Origin of the sequence: Halanaerobacter jeridensis (assembly GCF_016908315.1) — a bacterium.
Lineage (GTDB): Bacteria > Bacillota > Halanaerobiia > Halobacteroidales > Halobacteroidaceae > Halanaerobacter > Halanaerobacter jeridensis.
The window spans coordinates 205,773-227,931 of record NZ_JAFBDQ010000003.1; the positions used below are offsets into that span (position 1 = coordinate 205,773).

Here is a 22,159-nt window from a genome sequence, read left to right on the forward strand (position 1 = left end):
ACTAACTTAACCTCCACCGTTTTTCCCCGATTTTTTACATGAGGCGAACATCACCACATGGATTAGTCGCTTCAATTTCACGATTAATTGGATGTTTGTCATTTACTTCATCAATAAAGACCATGCCTGGTTCACCATTTTGCCAAGCATAATCAACAATTAAGTTATAAACTCGACGTGCATTTAACTGATCTACTACTTCATTAGTTCTAGGATTAATTAAATCATATTCTTCATCTGCTTCCACAGCCTTCATAAAATCTTCAGTTACTGCTACAGATAAATTAAAATTAGCAAACTGGTTGTCCAATAACTTTCTTTTGTAATTATCTAATTTCTGTTCAATTTTTTCTTGAGTGAAATCTGACTGCATTAAATTTTCTTTGAATTCATCATACAATTCTTGATTCTCGTCTGTCAGTTCTCCTTTAGCATTAATAAAATCTAAAATATCAGGATGATCAACTCTTAACATCCCCATATTGGCCCCTCTTCTCTTTCCGCCTTGTTTCACAGTGTCTGTAGCACGATTAAATACTTTCATAAAGCTTAAAGGTCCTGAACTAACTCCACCAGTTGACTTTACAACATCATCCTGTGGTCGTAGTCTACTAAAAGCAAATCCAGTTCCTCCACCACTCTTATGAATTAAAGCAGCATTCTTAATAGCAGAAAAAATACCTTCCATACTATCTTCAACCGGCAGCACAAAACAAGCTGCTAACTGTTGTAACTCAGCTCCTGCATTCATTAATGTAGGAGAATTTGGTAAAAACCTTAAACTCGTCATTAAATCATGAAACTCTTCTTTATACTTTTCTTCTTTCTCTGGCTCTTCTTCAGCACTTGCAATATTAGAAGCAACTCTATCAAATAGTTCTTCAGGTGTTTCTGTTAATTCACCAGCTTCATTTCTTACTAAATATCTCTTTTCTAATAAATTTAACGCATTATCTGATAATTCTAAATCCAAATTAATTTCCCTCCTTAAATAAGTATCATACACTATTATAATCATTAATTCTTTTTCTTGCAAATGACTTATCCCTATCTTAAGATAAAAAATTCCTTACTATTTGATGATAGTAAGGAATAATTAAAGCTTATCGTAAATTATCTATTCTGTAAATTTAAAAATAGAAGTCATAGCTTCCTCTACAGCTGTTTTAACTTCTTCGCCCTCTTCTAATGATTCCGTAATAAATTCACATACATTATTCTCCGCTAGATATAATCCTAATTTATTAACTGAGGATTTAATAGCAGAAATTTGGAGCAGTATATCTTTGCAATCTTTATCATTTTCCACCATTTTTTCTACTCCACCAATATGTCCTTTAATCGTTCTCAATCTAGAAATCACTTCTTTCTTAACTTCTTCATCTTCTAATTCCGCCATAATTACCACCTCACTTTTAAAAGAGGGAATTTTCACAAAATCGCTCTTACAGTAGGGTTGCCCCTACTGCAAGAAAATAGTTAGTATATTAAACTAAGTTATCAACTTTTTCAATTAGTGCTTCTTTAGAAGTGAAACCTACCTGTCTATCTACTGCTTCACCTTCATTAAAGAAGACTAGATTTGGAATACTGCTTACTTGATATTTACGAGCTAAACCTTGATTATGATCAACATTTACTTTCGCTACTTTTAATTCACCTTCATTCTCTTCAGCTAATTCTTCTAAAACTGGTGCAATCATTTTACAAGGTCCACACCATGGTGCCCAAAAGTCAACTACAACTGGTACATCTGCATTTAAAACTTCTTCTTCAAAATTTTCATTACTTACTTCAATTGTCTTTTCACCCATATTAAATCACTCCTATTTAAGTATTTATGTTTAATGATTATTTTTTACCCCCTACCCACAGGGTACGGTTTAATTATATGATTGTTTCCTCACTTTGTCAAGTCTCTTAATTACTCTTTTACTATTATAATATTATATTCAACTTCATTAATTATTATTTTTCTGCTAAAAACAAAATGAAAAAGACATCTGAAGTCAGATGTCTTTGCTTAAAAAGCTATTCGTTAATATTCTCTTCAATTAATTTTTTTAATTCTTTTAAGGCTTGCTCTTCATCAGATCCTTCAATTCTAATTGTAATTTTAGTACTTTGACTAATTCCTAAACTCATAATTCCCATAATACTCTTAGCATTCGCCTCTTTATTATCATTAATAATTAATACCTCTGCATCAAACTCACTTGCTTTCTGTACAATTAAAGAGGCAGGGCGAGCATGAATACCAGTCCTATTTGTAATTTCTATAATTTCTTCTTTCATAAGATCAGCTCCTTTATTCATGTTTAAATTCTATTATTAAAAGTAATATGCCTTAAATTACTCATTATTACAAATTAATTTATATATAAATTAATTAAGTTACCTCTAACACAAATTATTAAATTTATAAGTATATCATTTATGAGGACTAGAATCAATATTTAATTTTATAACTTTTTAATCAATTTGTCAATAGCTAGTTCAAAAAAATAAAAGCAGGAACATAAAGAACCTGCTTTTATAATCCTAATCTTTTACTAATTACTTTTGCTGCTACCTTAGTACTTTTAGACTCAAAGTCACTTAATTCTTCTTCAGTGGTTGCTAAAATTATACCTCCTAATATATCCCCTTGTTTCATAATTGGAGTAATAATTAAATTACCTAAGTCTTGATTAGTTTTGCTTCTAAAATCTAAACAAATATCTTCATCTGAAATCTCATTCAAGAACTTTGTCTTTCTATTTTCCATAATCTTTTTCACTTTTTTAGATAAAGTATGACCTTGATATTCTTTTAATTTAGAAGAAACAGACACAATTCTATCTGTATCAGCAATTAATACATTAGCATCAGTAGTCTCCTCTAAAGTTTCAATATAGCCCTGTAAATCTTCTAATTCTCGCACCGGACTATATTTCTTTAATACCACAGTATCATTTTTATCCACATAAATCTCTAAAGTATTCCCATTATTGATCTGCATTTCTGTTCTTATTTCTTTCGGAATTACTACTCTTCCTAAATTATCAATTTTACGTACTATCCCTGTAGCTCTCAAAATATCCCTCCTCAAAATTAGACAACCTAAAATATATATTCAAATAATTATCTCTATTAATTAATTTTTCTTAAAATCAAATAAATTATTCATTTTAATAAAATATATTTAATTTTTTTATTATTTATAAATAAAATATCTCAATTCTATCATATGCATTAAGCAAAAAAATAAGAAGTAATCTTAATTTCAAAAAAAAATAAAGCTGGCTAAATAGCCAGCTTTTATGTTAAAAACTATTCTACTTTTTCAAACATATCTTTTCCTACACCACATAAAGGACAAACCCAATCTTCTGGTAAATCTTCAAAAGCAGTTCCTGGTTCAATCCCACTATCAGGGTCTCCTTCTTCTGGGTCATAGATGTAACCACATACAGTACATTCATACTTATCCATAAATTTATTCCCCCTCTTTAATGATATCAACTATTGATAGTATAAATTATAATTCCTTTATTGTCAATTCTTTTATTAATCTGATTAAATATTGCCATCATAAATTTCATCTATGGTAATTTCAACAATTTTTCTTGCATCTCTAAAAGAACTCTTATATTTAATCTTCATCTTTTCCAAATGTTCAGCTCCCTCTTCAGTAATCTTATAATACCTAATTGATCTCTTATCTGGTTCATCCCACCAAGCTTTTAAATACCCCTCTTCTTCCATTTCTCTAAGTAAAGGATAAACCATTCCTCTTGATGGCTTCCATCTGGTACCCATCTGTTCTTCAATTGTATCTAAAATCTTTTGTCCATACATTTTACCGAATTTATCAACTAAATGTAAAATATAAATAGAAGTAAAAGCGGTAGTACTAATTTTAGCTGGAAACTGCCGATTTAATTTACCTTTGTAATCTGACATCAATATCACCTCATAAAATTTTATTTTTCCTCATAATTTTTTCAATTTTAAGCCAAACTATATTTTGGAGGAGGGGTTCGCAATATGGACGACGATAAAACATTTAATGATAGTCTTGAAAATCCAACTAATCATTTAGCTCAAACTAAAGAAAACATTGAAAGAGAGTTAGGTTCTTTTCAAGAACCTTCAGACACCCCAAAAGGTTATCCGGAAGGTCATAGCATGCCTGCGTTATTTGCTTGGATAACTCCTGAATATCAAAGAATGGTAGCTAAAGAATTAGTAGAGCTAGGTAAAGAAATTACTCCTAGAAGAATCAAAAGAATTAAGAACGAATAATTAACAACGAATAGACCAGAATTAACTGGTCTATTCGTTTATACATCAATATTATCAGCTAAATCTGCATTATTCATAATAAACTCTCTCCGCAAACTTGCTTTAGAACCCATTAACTGATTAAAGATTTCATCAGCCTCTATTTCATCTTCTATCTCTACTTTTTGTAACTTTCTATTCTCCGGATTCATTGTTGTTTCCCATAATTGTGAAGGATTCATTTCTCCTAAACCCTTATAACGTTGAATACCAACTCTATCTCTATTTTTATCACTTAAATACTCTTGTAACTGATTATTAGTATAAATGTATTTCTTACTACTACCATAGGAAACTTGATATAATGGAGATTGAGCAATATAAATATGATTATTTTCAATTAATTCTGGCATATAACGATAGAATAAAGTCAAAATCAAAGTACAGATATGAGCCCCATCCACATCAGCGTCAGTCATAATTATAATTTTATGATATCTGAGATTTTCTAAATCAAATTCTTCTCCAATCCCTGCTCCTAAGGCAGTTACAATTGATTTAATCTCTGTATTCTTCAAAATCTTATTTAAACGAGCCCGTTCTACATTCATTATCTTACCTTTTAAAGGTAGGATAGCTTGAAATTCTCTATCTCTAGCTTGTTTAGCTGAACCTCCAGCTGAATCTCCCTCAACTAGATATAACTCTGATTTTTCCGGCTTACGACTACTACAGTCAGATAATTTCCCTGGTAAAGAACTATTAGTTAATGCTCCTTTTCTCCGGGCCAACTTTCGCGCCTTTTTAGAGGCATTTCTTGCTTTCACTGCTTCTAAAGCCTTATTAACTACTAATTTTGCTAACTTAGGATTAGTATCTAAATAATAACGCAAATATTCATATACTGTTCGTTCCACAATTGTTCTAATTTCACTATTTCCTAACTTAGTCTTAGTTTGTCCTTCAAACTGTGGATCAGTCAATTTAACACTTACTACTGCTGTTAATCCTTCTCTTAAATCACGGCCCTTAAGATTAGGATCTTTTTTCTTTAAAAGATTATTTTCTTTGGCATAATTATTAAATGCTTTAGTAATAGCAGTTTTAAACCCAGTTAAGTGATATCCACCATCATGAGTATTAATATTATTTGCAAAACTATAAATCCGTTGGTTATAGCTTTTATTATACTGAAAAGCAATTTCTACATAAGTGTCATCTACTTCTTTTTCTGTATATACAATTTCATCTAATAATGGAGTTTGATTCTTATTCAAATACTTAATAAATTCTTTCAATCCTCCACTATAGCAAAAATTAACTTCCTCATCATTACGTTCATCCTTTAAATTTATCTCTAAGTTCTTGTTCAGAAAAGCTGATTCCTGTAAACGTTTCTTTAAAGTTTCGAAATCATATTCAACTTCATCAAAAATTTCATCGTCAGGTCTAAATCTGATTTTTGTTCCTGTTTCTTTAGTCTTTTCTACTTTTTCTAATTCAGTAACTGGATAACCTTGTTCATAACGCTGCTTATATAAATAACCATCACGATAGATTTCTAACTCTAACCATTCTGATAGAGCATTAACTACAGAAACTCCAACTCCATGTAAGCCACCTGAAACTTGGTAACCACTACCATCAAATTTACCTCCGGCATGCAAAGTAGTCATTACCAATTGAGCAGCAGGTAGTCCCTTTTCAGAGTGAGTATCTACAGGAATCCCTCGCCCATAATCGCGCACAGTTACTATCTCATCAGGTTCAATAACTACCTCTATTTTATCTCCATGATCAGCTAAAAATTCATCTATACTATTATCTATTACTTCCCACACTAGATGATGTAATCCTTTAGTACCAGTAGAACCAATATACATCCCTGGTCTTTTGCGAACGGCTTCTAACCCTTCTAAAACTTGAATCTGTTCAGCATTATATTGATTAGTTGCTGTCATTGTTTAAACATCCTCTCCCTTTGTTCAGCAATTAGTTGTCTCATGTTATATTTAATATAATAGCATATAAAGACTTAGATAGCAACATCTAGACTTTTTCTCTTACTTCTTTATGAATAAGTTAAACAATTTCTCTCTATTCTATACAACTTAATCTATATAAAGTTACACTTTCAGTGCCACTTTATAGTAAAAAGTAAGTAGCTAGGAGCTAGTAGTTAAAAACATAAAATCAAAACCAAGAGGCACAATCAAAAAATAAGTAACCTCAAAATGGTATCTCCCTACTCCCACACTTAAAGTAAGACTGCCTTAGATTGAGATAAAATTGTTTCGCAGCGTCTTTAAATCTAGTTTGTAGATGAGTCTTAATGCAGTATAATAAAAAATGATTTAGTTTAATTTCCCATTTAATTAAACTAAATCATTTTTTATTATACAAGTTTAGACGAATCAAACTAGATTTATAAGCGAAGAAATCATTTTATCTCAATCCCGAAAGTTACACTTTATATAGATTTTCTTTCATAAATCCATTTTTAATGATATAATAGAAAATTGTATGAATAAATTAATAGCAAATATTTAAAACATCTATCATTGCAAATACTAAAATTTATAGTTAAAATTGTATAAAAGAAAGGAGTTTATTAACTTATGACCCCAGATAAACAAATCACTTCTGTATCTATTGAAGATAAGATGCAGAATTCTTATTTGAATTATTCATTAAGTGTAATTATTGGACGGGCTTTACCTGATGTAAGAGATGGACTAAAGCCGGTTCATAGAAGAATTCTATATGCTACTAAAAAATTAGGTTTAGTTCCTAATAAACCTCATAAAAAATCGGCTAGAATTGTAGGAGAAGTTCTAGGTAAATATCATCCCCATGGTGATCGTGCTGTCTATGATGCTATGGTACGTATGGCACAGGACTTTAGTCAAAGGTATAAACTAATTGATGGTCATGGTAACTTCGGTTCCATAGATGGTGATAGTGCTGCAGCTATGCGTTATACTGAAGCTAGATTAGCCCCTATCTCAGAAAAATTATTAGAAGATATCGAAGAGAAAACAGTGGAATTTGTTGATAATTTCGATGGTAGTTTAGAGGAACCGACTGTATTACCTACTAAAATACCTAATCTACTTGTTAATGGTAGTAGTGGAATTGCTGTAGGAATGAGTACAAATATACCACCTCATAATCTATCAGAAGTTATAGATGGGTTAATTGCTTTATTAGATGACCCAGAAATGAGTATTAGTGATTTAAGAGAAATAATACCTGGCCCTGATTTCCCTACTGGTGGGCAAATTATTGGTAATTCAGGAATTAAAAAAGCTTATGAAACAGGCAAAGGAAAAATCACTTTACGCGGTAAAAGTAAAATTGAAGATAGAGGCCGCGGTAGGAAAAGAATTATAATTACTGAAATCCCTTATCAGCTTAATAAATCAAAATTGATTGAAGAAATCGCTAAAGCGGTTAAGAAAGAAAAAATTAGTCATGTTAGCGATGTTAGAGATGAATCAGATAAAAGTGGTCTTAGAGTAGTTATTGATTTAAAGAAAAAAGCAAATCCTGATATTATTCTTAATCGCTTATATAAATATACGTCTTTACAATCTAATGTTAGAATTAATATGCTAGCTCTACACAATCAAAAACCAGAGATCATGAATTTAAAAACAATTTTAAATCATTTTCTTGAATTTAGACAAGAAGTAATTACTAAACGAACCAAATATAAATTAAATAAAGCTCAAGATAGGAAACACATATTAGTTGGACTAAAAAAGGCTATCGATAATTTAGATGATGTAATTGCAATTATTAGAAATTCTGAATCAACAAAGCGAGCTAAAAAGAACTTACAACGAAAATTAGAAGTCACTAAAAATCAAGCTGAAGCAATCTTAAATATGAAACTACAACGTTTAGTTAGTCTAGAAATTGAAAAATTAGAAGAAGAATTAGAAGAGGTAAGAGAAAAAATAGACTATTATCAATCTATATTAAACGATGAATCTATTTTGAATAATATCCTAAAAGAAGAATTAAATAAAATCAAAGAAAACTTTGGTGACCAAAGAAAAACTGAAATTATTCATGATGATTCTAAAGCAGATTTAGAAAAAAGTGATCTGATTAAAAATGAAGAAGTTGTAATTTCATTTTCACAGAGAAATTATATTAAAAGAACTGATAGCACTGATAACATTCGAACTAGTAAGAATGATTTCATAACTAAAGTTTTATCAGGAACAACTCATGATAAGCTATTATTTATTACTGATCAGGGACAAACTCATATTTTGAAAAATCATAAAATCCCTGCTCATCATGGTTTATCAACAGGTGATCCATTAAATAACTTTTTAAAATTACCTTTAAACGAGAATTTAATTGATATTATTCTTTTAAATGACGAAGTTAAAGAAAAATATATTACAATTGCTACTAAAAAAGGGTTAGTTAAAAAAACTAAAGGCTCAGAATACGAAAGTACTGTATCCACAATTAAAGCTATTAACTTAAATGATGATGATCAAATAATAGATATTACAGTTACTGATGGAGAACAAAATTTACTGTTAGCCACAAAAGAAGGATATACAATTCACTTTGATGAGTCAGAAGTAGCACCAACTGGTCGAAATACTAAAGGTAGAAAAGGGATTAAATTAGCTGATGATGATGAAATTATCTCAATTAACAAAACTACAGAGCAAGACTTAGTTTTAGCTTTAACTGCTGAAGGTCGTGGGAAAGCAAGTTCCATTGAAGATTATGAAATGCAGCATAGAAATGGTAAAGGGCTAAAAACGATGAGTAATTTATCTTATCAATTATTATCCGCATTTACTGTTAAAAAAACTGATGAGATTATAGCCTTAACTAATAAAGATAATATAATCAAAAAAGAAATTACTGATATTACCCAAACTGACCGCTTGGGCGGCATGTATTCTCAATTTGACTTAAAGGATGATGAAACAATCACTAAAATTATCAAATCAATTCATAAAAAAGAATAAAAGTATAAAAAGAGCTAGGGGATATCCCCTAGCTCTTTTGCTTATTTGAATAGTTTTGCAATTTCTTTAGGAATATCATAGACTGGGCTAACTTTATCTACTGCCCCCATTTTATAAGCAACTTTAGGCATTCCATAAACAACAGAAGTTTTCTCATCTTGGGCAATTGTTTTTCCTCCAAATTCTTTAATTAGCTTCATCCCTTTCGCTCCATCTTTGCCCATTCCAGTAAGAAGAACACCAACAATAGAATTTTTATAATCCTTGACTACTGAACCAATGGTTTTATCGATCGCTGGTCGCACATTATGTACTTTTACTCCTTGAGATAATTTCACTTTACCATTCTTAATTAGCATATGATAATCTCCAGGAGCTAATAAAGCAGTTCCAACTTTTACTTTGTCTCCTTCTTCTGCTTCTTTAACCCGATAATCAGACAATTTATTTAATCTTTTAGCTAAGGATTTAGTAAATCCTGCCGGCATATGTTGAACAATTAAAATTGCTATCTGCAAATTACCAGGCAAAGAACTCATAACTTCTTTAATTGCTTTAGGCCCACCAGTTGAAGCTCCTATAACTAATAAATTAGTCTTGCTACCATTAAATTTTAGGGAGGATGACTTTTGAGCACTTTCAACCTCTTTAGACAAAGACCTTTTTGTAGTTCTACTACTTTTTCTTCTAACTTGACGATTAATTTTCTCTTGTACACCTGATTGAGCAGCTAACTTAACTTTTTTAAGTAGCTCATCCTTTACTTTATCAATATCCAATGAAATTGAGCCTGAAGGCTTAGTAATAAAATCAAAAGCTCCACGTTCTAAAGCTTTAATAGTCTCTTCACTGCCCTCAGCCGTTACACTACTAAGCATTACAACTGGAATCGGCTTTTTAGCCATTAATCGCTTTAAAAAATCTAACCCATTCATCTTAGGCATTTCTACATCTAAAGTAATTACATCAGGTGTATATTTTTCTATTTTTTTAAGGGCGTCTACTCCATTACGGGCTGTATCCACTACCTTAAATTTATTATTTGTTTCTAATAATTCAGTAATCACTTTTCTCATGAAGGCTGAATCATCGACTACTAGAATTTCAGTTTTATCGTCCACCTCCCTGACACCTCCTACAAAATCATTCTAATATATTATTTAACGCTTCTTTTACCTTTTTAGGTTTAATTGGTTTTACAATGAAATCTTTAGCTCCTGCCTCTAAAGATTCTACTACCATTGGCTTTTGGCCCATCGCACTGCAGACAATTACATTAGCATCAGAATCTATATCCATTATTTCTCTAGTTGCTTCAATTCCATCCATTTTAGGCATAGTAATATCCATAGTTACTAAATCTGGAGATTGTTCTTTATATTTTTTTACTGCTTCTTCTCCATTTACTGCTTCATCTGCTACTTCGTAGCCGTTTTCTTCGACAAGTTTTTTCAACATCGTCCTCATAAATTGTGCATCATCAACAATTAAAATTTTTTTTGCCACTCTATCTTCCCCCCCTTATTAGCCAATAGTAATCTCTTCAACATTTAAGATTAATGCAATACTACCATCACCTAAAATAGCACCACCGGCAATTTTTTCAATGTTTTCTGATAGATCATTAATTCTCTTAATTACAACTTCCTGTTGTCCAATAATAGAATCAACCATTAATCCATAATAATCATTGGCAATCTCTACGATTACTGTTGAAATTTCTTCTTCTTCAAAGTCATCTTCTTTACCTAATTTATTTCTTAAAGAAATCAAAGGAATTACAGAACCACGGCGGTGAATAACTTGTTCTTGTCTAATTGTTTGAATATCTTCTGGTTGGACATCAACAATTTCTTGAATAGATTCTAATGGTATTACATACTTTTGGTCTGCTACGGTAGTTAAGAAACCTTGAATAATAGATAAAGTTAATGGTAATTTCATCGTAAAAGTTGAACCTTTACCCACTTCAGACTTAATATCAATTGAACCATTCAATGAATCCAATTTATTCTTTACAACATCCATTCCTACTCCACGACCCGAAACATCACTTACTTCTTCATTAGTACTAAAACCAGGAGCAAAAATAAGATTAATAATTTCTTGGTCAGACATATTTTCTATTTCAGACGGGCTAGCTACCCCTTTATCTATTGCTTTTTCTTCAATTACATCTGGGTCAATACCGGCCCCATCATCTTCAATCTGAATTACTACATTATTCCCTTCATGAAAAGCAGATAGTTTAACTAATCCTTCTCTAGGCTTATCTTTTTCTTCTCTTTCTGCAGGTGGTTCTATACCATGGTCAATTGAATTTCTGATTAGATGAACTAACGGGTCACCAATTTCATCAATAATAGTTCTATCTAATTCCGTTTCTTCACCTTCAATTTTTAAGTTAATATCTTTTTCTAAATCTTGGGCCAAGTCCCTCACTAAACGCGGAAATCTATTAAAGACCATACTTATTGGTACCATTCGCATTTCCATTACAGCATCTTGTAAATCAGTAGTCACCTTACTTAGTGGCTTTAATTTCTTTTCTAAATCATCTAGGTCATAACTTCTAGCCACTGATTCTACTTGAGTTCGTTTAATTACTAACTCTGCTACTAAATTCATCAAGGAGTCAAGACGATCAACATCAACTTTAATAGTACTACTTGATCTTAAACGACTTGATAATGATTGAGTTTTACTCTTCTTTTTAGATTTACTGTCCTTATCTTTAGCCCCATCAATAGTGGATTCATCTTCTTGCTCAGCGCCTGTACTTTCTTGTTGTATAGATAAATCATCTAAATCTTCAACAACTTCAATTTCAATTGTATCCACTTCGGAAATATTACTTAAAGCATCAGATAATGTCTCTTTAGATTCTTTAGTTAAAAATAAGACCTGAAATTCTTCATCTAATTTTTCTTCTCGAATATCATCTATACTAGGGTTAGCCTTAATTAATTCCCCAAGTTCTTCTAGAGCATCAAAAACCATATCTGCTCGTAAAGACTTAAAGACACAATCTGACTCTAATATAACTTTTATAATTACAGTTTCACCTGGAGTATCTTCTACCATTTCTAATTCGTCTTGGTCTAAGCTAAAATAATCATTATTACTACTAGCAGATGTTTCCTGATTGCCTGTACTTAACTCAGTATCATCTCCAGTATAATTTCTTAATTCTTTAATTAACCCCTCTAAATCTTCAACTTGATCCGGGTCACTACTTAATAATTCTAAATTATCAACAGCTCTAAATAATAAGTTAATAACTTCTGTCGTAACTGCTATTTCACCATTTCTTAATTCATCTAATATATTTTCCATAGCATGAGCTAACTCACTGACTTGGTCAAATCCCATAGTACCCGCCATACCTTTTAATGTATGAGCAGCACGGAAAGATTCATTGACCATTTCCATATTTTCTGGATCATTCTCTAAAGTTAACAATGCATCATTTAATATATCTAAATGCTCTCGCGATTCGCTAGCATACATTTCCTGAAACTCGTCCATATCCATAGTTACTTAATCCCCCTTTCTTTCTATTCATTTCCTTGTTTTTCTTTATCTAATTCAATTTCTTCTTTAGATTCTAATAAATTATCAAGATCTAAGATGATAACTATATCCTCATCTACTTTCACTATCCCTTGTAAATAATCATCTTTAATACCAACCATACTTTGAGGAGGATCATCAATATCGGCTTCATTTATGTGTAATACTTCTGAAACTCCATCCACTATTAGGCCAACATCCTTCCCCTGAAAATCAATTATAATTATTCGCGTATTATCTGTTTCAACAATTTCCTCTAGTCCAAATCTTTTTCGTAAATCAACTACTGATACTATATCTCCTCTTCTATTAACTATTCCAGCAAAATATTCAGAGGAATCAGGTAATTCAGTAATCTCTTTCATCCTGATTATTTCATGGACTCGAGTAATTTTAATTCCAAATTTCTCATTACCAATATCAAAAATTATCATCTGCTGTGTATCCTCACTCACAGAAAGACCTCCCTTCTAAAACTATAAAAACTTTAATAAAATAATATATTGTGTTTTCTATATTTATTATTCTTGATTAAAACTATAAACCCTGCTTAATATTCTAAAAAAATCTAGTCTTTTAAACAAAATGACTAATATATTTAACTATTTTTCCTTCTCATTTTTAATTCTTCTACTATTTCTTCTAATTCAATATCATGATAGACTAAAACTACTAATAAATGATAAATGAAATCTGCCGTTTCATAAATTATTTCATCATCATCTTCATCTTTAGCAGCCATTACTATTTCTGTTGCTTCCTCTCCAATCTTTTTTAGAAAAGCATTTTCTCCTTGTTCATATAAGTTAGATGTATATGAATTTTGCGATGGATTTTCTTTACGGTCATTAATTACATTATATAATTCCTTAATTACATGAGTCTTATCATAAGCCTCTTCAGGGTCAAAGACTTTTTCTGCTTCTTCACTACGTTTAATTCCGCGATAAAAACATGACTTATGCCCTGTATGGCAAGCTCCCCCAGTCTGTTCTACTTTTATTAATAAAGTATCACCATCACAATCATATTTGATTTCTTCTACTTCTTGAATATTACCTGAGGTCTCTCCTTTCCACCATAGCTCTTGTCGGCTACGACTCCAAAAACATGTTCTACCAGTTCTAATAGTATTTTTTAATGATTTCTCATTCATATAAGCCATCATTAGTACCTCATCAGTTTCTGCATCTTGTATAATAGCAGGAATTAACCCATCCTCATCAAACTCTAAATTACCTAAAGACATCTTACATTAACCCCTTTCTCATCGAGATATTTTTTAACTTCTGCAATTGTATATTCATTAAAATGAAAAATAGAAGCAGCCAAGGCTGCATCAGCTTTTCCGTTAGTATATACTTCTTTGATATCCTCTAAATCTCCTGCACCCCCAGAAGCAATTACAGGAATATTTACTTTTTCAGAAATAGTAGAAGTCAATTCTAAATCATAACCATCTTTAGTTCCATCAGCATCCATGCTTGTTAATAATATTTCTCCTGCTCCTAATTCTTCAACTTTTTGTGCCCATTCTATAGCATCAATACCCGTATTCTTGCGGCCACCGTGAATATATACCTCCCACGAATCATCGGCTTTTTTAGCATCAATTGCTATTACAATACACTGACTGCCGAATTTTTTTGCTCCTTCAGCTATTAAATCAGGATTTTTTACTGCTGCAGAATTAATAGAGACTTTATCTGCACCAGCATTTAATAATTTTCTAATATCTTCTGTAGTCCTAATCCCGCCTCCGATAGTAAAAGGAATAAATACTTTTTCTGCAGTCTTTCTTACTAACTCTACCATTGTCTCTCGTTTATCGCTAGAGGCAGTAATATCTAAAAAAACCAATTCATCTGCTCCTTGCTGATCATAAACTTCTGCTAATTCCACCGGATCACCAGCATCTTTAATATCTACAAAATTAACCCCTTTGACTACTCGACCATCATCTACATCCAGGCAAGGGATTATTCTTTTAGTTAACATTAAAATCACTCCTCTCAAAGCAGTAACTAGTAATCAGTAAAAAGTAATGAAGGGTCTGACTTTGAATTTTCTGTTTTTCTTGTTACTCATTACTCATAACTGATTACTTCTTACTTACCTTTATCGCTTCTTCTAAATCAAGATTTTCACTATATAATGCTTTCCCTGTAATTACTCCTTTAACTCCTGCATCTTCGATTTTCTTCAAGGCTTTAATATCATCAATATCTGATACTCCTCCCGAAGCAATTACATTTAATCCTGTTTCCTCAGCTAAATTTTTAGTACTCTCTATATTAGGGCCAACTAAAGTCCCATCGCGACTAATATCTGTATATACAACCCACTTTACTCCTCTATCTTTCATCTCTTGACCTAACTCAACTGCAGCAGTATCAGAAGTCTCTAACCATCCTTCAGTAGCAACTTGACCATTTTTAGCATCAATACCAACTACGATCTTCTCTGCTCCAAACTGATCAATTGCCTCTACTACCAATTCTGGATTTTTAATAGCTGCTGTTCCAATAATCACTCGTTGAATTCCTATATCTAAATAATGACTAATAGTTTCTATATCCCTAATTCCTCCTCCAACTTGGACTGGAATATCAACTTCATCTACTATATTAGCAATCAAATCTAAATTTTTAGGTTTAGCATCCAAAGCTCCATCTAAATCAACAATATGTAATCTTGAGGCACCTTTATCTGTCCATAACTTAGCCATTTCAACTGGTTCTCCATAAACAGTCTTTTGCTCAAAATCACCTTTATATAAACGAACACACTCTCCATCTTTGATATCTATCGCTGGTATAACTTCCATTATCTACTCCTCCTCTATAATCTGACCAAAATTCTTAAGAATCTGCAGCCCTTGTTGGCTACTTTTCTCAGGATGAAACTGTACTGCATAAATATTATCTTTAACAATACTTGAGACAAACTCAATTCCATAGTCTGTAGTTGTTGCAATCACATCTTTATCTTGTGGAGCTACATAATAAGAATGCACAAAATACTGATAAATTTCTCCTTCTAAATCTTGATACAATTTAGTTTCTTGCTTCAAATTTAGTTCATTCCAACCAATCTGCGGTACTTTAAGGTCTAAATAATCTGGAAACTTTACTACTCGGCCTTCAATAATGTCTAACCCTGGTGTTAAACCAAACTCTTCACTTTCTGTGAATAATAACTGCAGTCCTAAGCAAATTCCCAAAAAAGGTTTATCTTCTTCAATTACATCTTTAATTACTTCTACTAAATTCGCTTCTTCTAAATTATTCATGGCATCTTTAAAAGCTCCTACTCCAGGTAGTACTACACCATCAGCAGCTAAAATATCTTTTTCACTATCTGTGATTTTAGCCTGGTAACCTACCTTTTCAAAACCTTTTTTAACATTTTTTAAATTTCCCATCCCATAATCTATAATCGCAATCATCATTATCACCTCCAACTTAAAATCAGTTAAACAGTTTAGCAGTCTGACAGTAAAACAGTTGAAAACATCAAAGATAAAGACTAGACTTGGCACTACCAAGTCTCTACATATATTATTTTAATTGTTGTTAATAATTTCACTGTCTCCTCCGAGTCTTAAAAGGCAAAGACTCTCCGTGCAGCCCCATTCTCTCTACTTTTCTCTTTTCTCTTTTCTCTTTTCTCATCACTCATCACTCATCACTCATTTCTCTTTACTAATTACTATTCTAGTTTCCCTTTAGTAGACATAACTCCTTTTATATCTTCATTAATTGTAGTTGCTTTATTTAAAGCCCGGGCAAAAGATTTGAATATTCCTTCAATAATATGATGAGTATTAGTTCCTTCTAATTGGCGAATATGCAAATTCATTTTTGCATTGAAAGCAAGAGCACGAAAAAACTCTTCTACCAATTCTGTATCAAAATCTCCTACTGTCGCTTTTAAATCTGTTACAGCAAAATTAAGATAAAAACGTCCTCCAAAGTCTATCGTACTTTGCAGTAAAGCTTCGTCCATTGGTAAAACTTGATTACCATAGCGATTGATTCCTTTTTTATCACCTACTGCTTCTTCTAAAGCTTGGCCTAACACAATAGCAATATCCTCAGTAGTATGATGAGCATCAATCTCTATATCACCCTCAGCTTCGACTACTAAATCAAACTGCCCATGTTTAGCAAATAACTCTAACATATGATTTAAGAACGGAACCGGTGTTGTAATTTCAGATTGCCCTGTCCCATCTAAGCTAATTTTTAAATTGATATCGGTTTCTGCTGTTTTACGCTCTATCGATGCTTCACGCATTTTAACCACCTCCACTTCAAACATAATTGATGATCTATATACAGTGTTTTTTGCTTATTGCCTACTTGCCTATATAAAAACTTAAAATTCTTAGCTTCGCTCAAATTTGCCCTCTGGGTCTCATAAAAAACATGAGACCCTTCGTGTAGTCCTTATCGCTCTGCTTAGAGCTAATTAAGTATCCAATCTATATACAGTGTTTTTTGCTTATTGCCTACTTGCTACTCAAATCTTACTTTAACACTATTGGCATGAGCATCTAATCCCTCTACTTCAGCAATTTTAATTGCATCATCTTTTACTTTTTCTAATCCCTCTTTAGAATAAGAGATTACACTTGATTTTTTAATAAAATCATCAATATTTAGGGGAGAATAAAATCTTGCTGACCCACCTGTCGGTAAAACATGATTTGGTCCGGCTACATAATCACCAATTGGCTCTGCTGCATACTCACCTAGAAAGATAGCCCCTGCATTTCTTAATTTACCTAAAATAGCAAATGGATCATCAACTTTAACTTCTAAATGTTCGGGAGCAAATTGATTAGTAACTTTAATAGCTTCAGTTAAATCTTGAGCTACAATCAAAGAACCATAATTTTCTAAAGCTTCTGCTGCTATTTCTTCTCGCGATAACTCTTTTAACTGTTGCTTTAATTCCTCTTTAACTTCTAAAGCTACCTCTTTAGAAGTAGTTACTAAGACTGAAGAAGCCATAGGGTCGTGTTCAGCCTGAGATAACATATCTGCAGCTACATAACGTGGATTAGCAGTCTCATCTGCTAGTACAAGAATTTCGCTTGGCCCTGCTAACATATCAATATCAACATATCCGAAAGCTAATTTTTTAGCTAAAGTTACATAAATATTGCCCGGGCCAACAATCTTATCCACCTGCATCATAGTATTTGTCCCTAAACTCAATCCTGCTACAGCTTGGGCCCCACCTACTTTATAGATAGTATCTACTCCTACTTCCGCTGCTGCCACTAAAGTATAAGGATTCATACTTCCATCTGCTGCTGGTGGAGAAACCATACTAATCTCATCTACTCCTGCTACTTGAGCTGGCACTCCATTCATCACTACCGACGATGGATAAGCTGCTCTACCCCCTGGTACATAAAGACCTACCTTTTCTAGAGCAGAAAACTTCTGTCCAACTATAACTCCATCTTCTTTAATATCCATCCAATCTTCACGTAGCTGTTTTTGGTGGAAATCTTCTACATTAGCAATTGAAGTCTGTAGAGCGGATATGAATTCCTCATCAACTTTTTCATATGCTGCTGCTATCTCTTCTTCCTGCACCTCTAAAGTTGATTCATCTAATTCTGCCCCATCAAATTTAGCTGTATATTTAAAAATTGCTTGGTCTCCATTATCTTTAACATCATCCCAAATATTCTGCACTGCTTCCATTTGGCCCTCATTATCAAAAGAAGAACGATTTAAAATCTTATTTAATTTTTCTTTCGCCCCACTATCTGTAGTATTAATAACTTTTAACATTTTTTCACCTCTCCCATTAAATTATTTTACTTTGTTTTATAATTTGTGCATAAAACTATGCTGTCTTGCTCCGTGGTAGGTCATAGATCAGACTTGACATTGTCAAGTCTCTTCTTCACTCTTCACTCATTACTGTTTACTAATTACTCTTCACTCATTACTGTTTACTAATTACTGCTTTAACATCATCAATAATATTTTTAATTCTTTGGTGCTGAGTTTTATAACTAACCCTATTAGTAATTAAGCGGGCTGATGATCTTGCAATTTCAGCTATTTCTATCAAATTATTTTCACGCAAAGTTCTACCTGTAGAACTAATGTCTACAATCATATCAGAGAGCCCCACTAAAGGCGCCATTTCAATTGAACCATTTAATTTAACAATTTCTGTTTGAATACCCTGTTGGTCAAAAAACTCTTGGGCTACATTAACATATTTAGTAGCTACTCGCCCTGTAGAAGGTAGTTCTTCTAAAGAAGTAATTCCTGCTTCTTCTGGAATAGCCACAACTAATCTACAACTACCTAATTCTAAATCTAAAACTTCATAGACACTAGCCCCAGCTTCTAACAACACATCTTTACCGACAACCCCTAAATCTGCTACTCCATGTTCAACATATGTATGGACATCTACAGCTTTAGATAATAAGAAATCAATCTCTAATTGTTCATCTTCTAAAATCAATTTACGCGAATCATCATCTAATTCTCGATTAACCACTCCAGCTTCTCTTAAAATTTCAACTACTGGGTCAAACAACCGACCTTTAGGTAAGGCAATAGTTAGTTTATCCATCTTGTTCCCCCGCTTTTATTTCAATTTCATTTATTTTATAATCTTCTTTTGAAGTACTAGTTTCTAAATTTAATACTTGGTCTATCTTCTTTTCTTTAGCATAAGCAATAGTCTCTTCTAAATCTCTAGTTGCTAATTCAAGTTCTACATTATTATTCTGACGTAACTCCTCAGCTAACTCAAAACCTTTTTCTTTATCTTCGGGTTGCAAACGCAGAATAACTTTTTTATTCTCCATTTCAAACTCATATCCCTGCTTTTCTAATGATAAAATTAATCTATCAACTCCTACTGCAAATCCTGTAGCAGTTGTAGGATAACCAAATTTTTTAACTAGATTATCATAACGACCACCACCGCAAATAGTATAACCTAAATCATGGGTATAGCCTTCAAATACAATTCCAGTATAGTAATCAAAACCACGTACTACACTTAAATCAATATATATATAATCTGCTACTCCCATTAATTCTAAGTTTTTATAGACTTCCTCTAGATTAATTAAAGCTTCTAAAGACTCTTCATTATTAACTAGGTCTTTAGCTTCTGCAATTACCTCTTTTCCTCCACGCAGATCTTGAGCAGCTAAAATAGCTTTTTTTTGCTGTCCATTTAAATCAGTTCCTGATAGCAATTCTTTTAGCTCCACAAAATTTCTTTCTGAAAGAGCATGTCGGATTTTAATCTGTAATTCTTCATCTAATTTAGCTTCCTTCATAATCCCTGTAAAATATCCAACATCCCCAATATCAATATTAAAATTATTCAACCCAGCATTTTCTACTGCTTTAACAGCAATTGAAATAACTTCTGCATCACCAAGCGGATTATCTACTCCAAACAACTCTACTCCTGCTTGATAAAATTCTCTATGTCTTCCTGCCCGCGGTGTTTCATAACGATATACATTCCCTTCATAAGCTAATCTAAGTGGTAACGATTTTTCTCTCAATTCAGTAGCTACCATACGAGCTATAGAAGCAGTCATTTCAGGTCTTAATGCTAAAATTTCTCCTTTTCTATTAAAAAATTTGTACATCTTAGCATGTAACCCTTCTGTAGCAGCTGATAAAATATCATAATACTCAAAAGTAGGAGTAATTATTTCCTCATAGCCCCAACTATTAAAAACCTCCATTACTTTCTCTTCTATAATTTTTTTCTTCCTAGCTAAATCTGGCAAATAATCCCTTGTCCCTTCTGGTCTCTGCAACTTATTCCAATCCAAAATAACTCCTCCTCATTAATTAAAATTCTTTATTACTTTATCGAATTAAAGAATGATTTATTAAAATATAACATATCCCCTATCGATTGTCAATTGAAATTTAATAGTAATTAGTAATAAGAAAAAAGTAATAAATAGAAAAAAAAGCGATCCTAGAAATGGATTCTAAGATCACTTAGCAAAAACATGTTTCCCAATTTGAACTGTCTTTTCTCTCGTAGTTAGCCACCACATAGTTTTAGCAATAATAGGATTATAAAAATACATAGCATTTTGAGATGGATCTTCTCCTGCTAAAGCCTTTTCAGCTGCTTTATAGGCTTCTTGATCAGGTTTTAATTTAATCTGTCCATCTTTAACGGAACTAAACTGTCCTTCCTGATAAATCACACCATAAACAGTATCAGGGAATTGAGAGCTGTTTACTCGATTAAGTATAACTGCTCCTACAGCAATTTTCCCTTTAAATGGTTCTCCCCGTGCTTCAGCATGAATTGCTTTAGCTAACCAATAGACATTATCATCATTCTTTTCAACATTTTTAGATGCTTGTGCTGATTGATTATTATAGCGATTCGGTTCTCCTTTAGAGTTATCAATTATTTTCTCTAAAATTACAACTAATAACCCACTTATAACTAAACCTTGTGCTGCTTTTTCTCCATCAATTCCCTGCGCATAAGTTCTAGAAAAATCAGCACTAATTAACAGACTTACAGATGGGGTTATTAACATTATGATTAATGTTAAAGCAATAACGTTGGTTATTTTATATCTCATGCCCTTGCCCCCTCAATTATTGAGAAGCTAATAATAAAGCAGAAACTATCCAGCCACCTGTTAGCCAGAAGAAACGTTGCTCTAATTTCTCTACTTTTTCTTCTGTCTTTTTACTTGCTGTTTCAGAAGATAATTGATCAACTTTCTGTTTGAGGTTCTCATTTTTAGTTTCTAATTCATTAAGCTTTTTCTGTAATTTATTAGTTCTAATTGCTTCTTCAGTAATGCTCTTTAAAATTTTATCAACTTGTTTACGCAGATCATTAATTTTAGCATTTGTATTCACTAAATCTTCTTGATTAACCTCTTGTTGGTCTGATAATTCATTTAATCTTCTCTTTAAATTTTCATTTTGATTAACGACTTCAACTAATTCAGATCTGAATTCTGTTGATAATTTCTTTAAAGTAAGTACATCGCCGCTTTCTGGATTAACCTGCCCTTGATTAATATTACTTAACATTTTAGCTATAATTTCTGCTAGTTCATAGCGAGTCACTTCTTTTTCACCTTTAAATTTATTGCCATCATAAAGAGACATATAACCCTTATCTACCAATTTAACTACACTTTTATAGGCCCAATGATCACGAGATACATCTTTAATATTATCACTTGCTAACACTACAGAAACATTAGTTGAAAGTAGTAATACTACTAACAACAGACTGATTACTTTTTTATTCAC

Annotated in this window: 23 protein-coding genes and 1 pseudogene; 2 read left to right on the plus strand and 22 right to left on the minus strand. The window is 32.1% G+C overall.

Annotated features, from left to right (window positions below; all coding sequences use genetic code 11):
- Nucleotides 1-37: 37 nt before the first annotated feature.
- The 7 genes and pseudogenes from JOC47_RS03925 to JOC47_RS03955 form a co-directional block, all read right to left on the minus strand.
- Nucleotides 38-1,018, minus strand: a pseudogene (locus JOC47_RS03925) (ribonucleotide reductase barrel domain-containing protein); the annotation flags it as partial.
- Between the two features lie 99 nt (nucleotides 1,019-1,117).
- Entirely contained in the window at nucleotides 1,118-1,399 is a 282-nt protein-coding gene (locus tag JOC47_RS03930; protein ID WP_204700672.1) for a metal-sensitive transcriptional regulator, read from the minus strand.
- Nucleotides 1,400-1,487: 88 nt separating this feature from the next.
- Nucleotides 1,488-1,814 (minus strand): thioredoxin, encoded by a 327-nt coding sequence (gene trxA, locus JOC47_RS03935; RefSeq protein ID WP_204700673.1) that lies wholly within the window; start codon nucleotides 1,812-1,814, stop codon nucleotides 1,488-1,490.
- A 217-nt stretch (nucleotides 1,815-2,031) separates the two neighbouring features.
- Nucleotides 2,032-2,295: an HPr family phosphocarrier protein gene (locus tag JOC47_RS03940; RefSeq protein ID WP_204700674.1), complete on the minus strand. Its 264-nt coding sequence runs from the start codon at nucleotides 2,293-2,295 to the stop codon at nucleotides 2,032-2,034.
- A gap of 238 nt (nucleotides 2,296-2,533) precedes the next feature.
- Nucleotides 2,534-3,076, minus strand: coding sequence for a stage V sporulation T C-terminal domain-containing protein (locus tag JOC47_RS03945; RefSeq protein ID WP_204700675.1), 543 nt, complete (start codon nucleotides 3,074-3,076; stop codon nucleotides 2,534-2,536).
- 236 nt (nucleotides 3,077-3,312) lie between these two features.
- Complete coding sequence (rd, locus tag JOC47_RS03950) at nucleotides 3,313-3,474, minus strand: rubredoxin (RefSeq protein WP_204700676.1); 162 nt, start codon at nucleotides 3,472-3,474, stop codon at nucleotides 3,313-3,315.
- 84 nt (nucleotides 3,475-3,558) lie between these two features.
- Entirely contained in the window at nucleotides 3,559-3,945 is a 387-nt protein-coding gene (locus JOC47_RS03955) for a PadR family transcriptional regulator (RefSeq protein ID WP_204700677.1), read from the minus strand.
- An 84-nt stretch (nucleotides 3,946-4,029) separates the two neighbouring features.
- On the opposite strand from JOC47_RS03955, the gene JOC47_RS03960 reads away from it, so the two are divergent.
- Nucleotides 4,030-4,287: a hypothetical protein gene (locus tag JOC47_RS03960; protein WP_204700678.1), complete on the plus strand. Its 258-nt coding sequence runs from the start codon at nucleotides 4,030-4,032 to the stop codon at nucleotides 4,285-4,287.
- Nucleotides 4,288-4,325: 38 nt separating this feature from the next.
- Here JOC47_RS03960 and gyrB read toward each other — a convergent pair whose 3' ends face one another.
- The gene (gene gyrB, locus JOC47_RS03965) at nucleotides 4,326-6,227 is read right to left on the minus strand and encodes a DNA topoisomerase (ATP-hydrolyzing) subunit B (protein WP_204700679.1); all 1,902 of its coding nucleotides are present in this window, start codon (nucleotides 6,225-6,227) and stop codon (nucleotides 4,326-4,328) included.
- 657 nt (nucleotides 6,228-6,884) lie between these two features.
- On the opposite strand from gyrB, the gene gyrA reads away from it, so the two are divergent.
- On the plus strand, nucleotides 6,885-9,272 hold the full coding sequence (gene gyrA / locus JOC47_RS03970; protein WP_204700680.1) for a DNA gyrase subunit A: 2,388 nt from the start codon (nucleotides 6,885-6,887) through the stop codon (nucleotides 9,270-9,272).
- A gap of 41 nt (nucleotides 9,273-9,313) precedes the next feature.
- On the opposite strand, the gene JOC47_RS03975 is transcribed toward gyrA, so the two are convergent.
- The 14 genes from JOC47_RS03975 to JOC47_RS04040 all read right to left on the minus strand — a co-directional run bounded on the left by JOC47_RS03975 (nucleotide 9,314) and on the right by JOC47_RS04040 (nucleotide 22,159).
- Nucleotides 9,314-10,393 (minus strand): chemotaxis-specific protein-glutamate methyltransferase CheB, encoded by a 1,080-nt coding sequence (locus tag JOC47_RS03975; protein WP_204700681.1) that lies wholly within the window; start codon nucleotides 10,391-10,393, stop codon nucleotides 9,314-9,316.
- 22 nt (nucleotides 10,394-10,415) lie between these two features.
- Nucleotides 10,416-10,778: a response regulator gene (locus JOC47_RS03980; protein ID WP_204700682.1), complete on the minus strand. Its 363-nt coding sequence runs from the start codon at nucleotides 10,776-10,778 to the stop codon at nucleotides 10,416-10,418.
- 18 nt (nucleotides 10,779-10,796) lie between these two features.
- Nucleotides 10,797-12,806, minus strand: a complete 2,010-nt coding sequence (locus JOC47_RS03985; protein WP_204700683.1) for a chemotaxis protein CheA — start codon at nucleotides 12,804-12,806, stop codon at nucleotides 10,797-10,799.
- Between the two features lie 23 nt (nucleotides 12,807-12,829).
- Nucleotides 12,830-13,300, minus strand: a complete 471-nt coding sequence (locus JOC47_RS03990; RefSeq protein WP_204700684.1) for a chemotaxis protein CheW — start codon at nucleotides 13,298-13,300, stop codon at nucleotides 12,830-12,832.
- Between the two features lie 143 nt (nucleotides 13,301-13,443).
- On the minus strand, nucleotides 13,444-14,094 hold the full coding sequence (hisIE, locus tag JOC47_RS03995) for a bifunctional phosphoribosyl-AMP cyclohydrolase/phosphoribosyl-ATP diphosphatase HisIE (protein WP_204700685.1): 651 nt from the start codon (nucleotides 14,092-14,094) through the stop codon (nucleotides 13,444-13,446).
- A complete protein-coding gene (gene hisF / locus JOC47_RS04000; protein WP_204700686.1) occupies nucleotides 14,085-14,843 on the minus strand; it encodes an imidazole glycerol phosphate synthase subunit HisF in 759 nt (252 codons plus the stop codon). The genes hisIE and hisF overlap by 10 nt, the downstream gene beginning before the upstream one ends.
- Nucleotides 14,844-14,946: 103 nt before the next feature.
- A complete protein-coding gene (gene hisA / locus JOC47_RS04005; protein ID WP_204700687.1) occupies nucleotides 14,947-15,672 on the minus strand; it encodes a 1-(5-phosphoribosyl)-5-[(5-phosphoribosylamino)methylideneamino]imidazole-4-carboxamide isomerase in 726 nt (241 codons plus the stop codon).
- 3 nt (nucleotides 15,673-15,675) lie between these two features.
- The gene (gene hisH, locus JOC47_RS04010; protein WP_204700688.1) at nucleotides 15,676-16,293 is read right to left on the minus strand and encodes an imidazole glycerol phosphate synthase subunit HisH; all 618 of its coding nucleotides are present in this window, start codon (nucleotides 16,291-16,293) and stop codon (nucleotides 15,676-15,678) included.
- 263 nt (nucleotides 16,294-16,556) lie between these two features.
- The gene (gene hisB, locus JOC47_RS04015; protein WP_204700689.1) at nucleotides 16,557-17,144 is read right to left on the minus strand and encodes an imidazoleglycerol-phosphate dehydratase HisB; all 588 of its coding nucleotides are present in this window, start codon (nucleotides 17,142-17,144) and stop codon (nucleotides 16,557-16,559) included.
- A gap of 221 nt (nucleotides 17,145-17,365) precedes the next feature.
- Nucleotides 17,366-18,658 (minus strand): histidinol dehydrogenase, encoded by a 1,293-nt coding sequence (gene hisD, locus JOC47_RS04020; RefSeq protein WP_204700690.1) that lies wholly within the window; start codon nucleotides 18,656-18,658, stop codon nucleotides 17,366-17,368.
- 157 nt (nucleotides 18,659-18,815) lie between these two features.
- Nucleotides 18,816-19,460 carry an ATP phosphoribosyltransferase gene (hisG, locus tag JOC47_RS04025; RefSeq protein ID WP_204700691.1) on the minus strand — a complete coding sequence of 215 codons (645 nt, stop codon included), beginning with the start codon at nucleotides 19,458-19,460 and terminating at the stop codon, nucleotides 18,816-18,818.
- Nucleotides 19,453-20,691 carry an ATP phosphoribosyltransferase regulatory subunit gene (hisZ, locus tag JOC47_RS04030; protein WP_204700692.1) on the minus strand — a complete coding sequence of 413 codons (1,239 nt, stop codon included), beginning with the start codon at nucleotides 20,689-20,691 and terminating at the stop codon, nucleotides 19,453-19,455. Before hisZ ends, hisG begins: the two co-directional genes overlap by 8 nt.
- A gap of 171 nt (nucleotides 20,692-20,862) precedes the next feature.
- Nucleotides 20,863-21,471 (minus strand): cell wall hydrolase, encoded by a 609-nt coding sequence (locus tag JOC47_RS04035; protein WP_204700693.1) that lies wholly within the window; start codon nucleotides 21,469-21,471, stop codon nucleotides 20,863-20,865.
- 16 nt (nucleotides 21,472-21,487) lie between these two features.
- Complete coding sequence (locus tag JOC47_RS04040) at nucleotides 21,488-22,159, minus strand: S-layer homology domain-containing protein (protein ID WP_338035312.1); 672 nt, start codon at nucleotides 22,157-22,159, stop codon at nucleotides 21,488-21,490.

Excerpts from the sequence above, each read along its gene's own strand:
- JOC47_RS03930 (WP_204700672.1), bottom strand. The coding sequence starts at position 1,399 with ATGGCGGAATTAGAAGATGAAGAAGTTAAGAAAGAAGTGATTTCTAGA.
- trxA (WP_204700673.1), bottom strand. The coding sequence starts at position 1,814 with ATGGGTGAAAAGACAATTGAAGTAAGTAATGAAAATTTTGAAGAAGAA.
- JOC47_RS03940 (WP_204700674.1), bottom strand. The coding sequence starts at position 2,295 with ATGAAAGAAGAAATTATAGAAATTACAAATAGGACTGGTATTCATGCT.
- rd (WP_204700676.1), bottom strand. The coding sequence starts at position 3,474 with ATGGATAAGTATGAATGTACTGTATGTGGTTACATCTATGACCCAGAA.
- JOC47_RS03955 (WP_204700677.1), bottom strand. The coding sequence starts at position 3,945 with ATGTCAGATTACAAAGGTAAATTAAATCGGCAGTTTCCAGCTAAAATT.
- JOC47_RS03960 (WP_204700678.1), top strand. The coding sequence starts at position 4,030 with ATGGACGACGATAAAACATTTAATGATAGTCTTGAAAATCCAACTAAT.
- gyrB (WP_204700679.1), bottom strand. The coding sequence starts at position 6,227 with ATGACAGCAACTAATCAATATAATGCTGAACAGATTCAAGTTTTAGAA.
- gyrA (WP_204700680.1), top strand. The coding sequence starts at position 6,885 with ATGACCCCAGATAAACAAATCACTTCTGTATCTATTGAAGATAAGATG.
- JOC47_RS03985 (WP_204700683.1), bottom strand. The coding sequence starts at position 12,806 with ATGGATATGGACGAGTTTCAGGAAATGTATGCTAGCGAATCGCGAGAG.
- hisIE (WP_204700685.1), bottom strand. The coding sequence starts at position 14,094 with ATGTCTTTAGGTAATTTAGAGTTTGATGAGGATGGGTTAATTCCTGCT.
- hisF (WP_204700686.1), bottom strand. The coding sequence starts at position 14,843 with ATGTTAACTAAAAGAATAATCCCTTGCCTGGATGTAGATGATGGTCGA.
- hisA (WP_204700687.1), bottom strand. The coding sequence starts at position 15,672 with ATGGAAGTTATACCAGCGATAGATATCAAAGATGGAGAGTGTGTTCGT.
- hisH (WP_204700688.1), bottom strand. The coding sequence starts at position 16,293 with ATGATTGCGATTATAGATTATGGGATGGGAAATTTAAAAAATGTTAAA.
- hisB (WP_204700689.1), bottom strand. The coding sequence starts at position 17,144 with ATGCGTGAAGCATCGATAGAGCGTAAAACAGCAGAAACCGATATCAAT.
- hisD (WP_204700690.1), bottom strand. The coding sequence starts at position 18,658 with ATGTTAAAAGTTATTAATACTACAGATAGTGGGGCGAAAGAAAAATTA.
- hisG (WP_204700691.1), bottom strand. The coding sequence starts at position 19,460 with ATGGATAAACTAACTATTGCCTTACCTAAAGGTCGGTTGTTTGACCCA.
- JOC47_RS04035 (WP_204700693.1), bottom strand. The coding sequence starts at position 21,471 with ATGAGATATAAAATAACCAACGTTATTGCTTTAACATTAATCATAATG.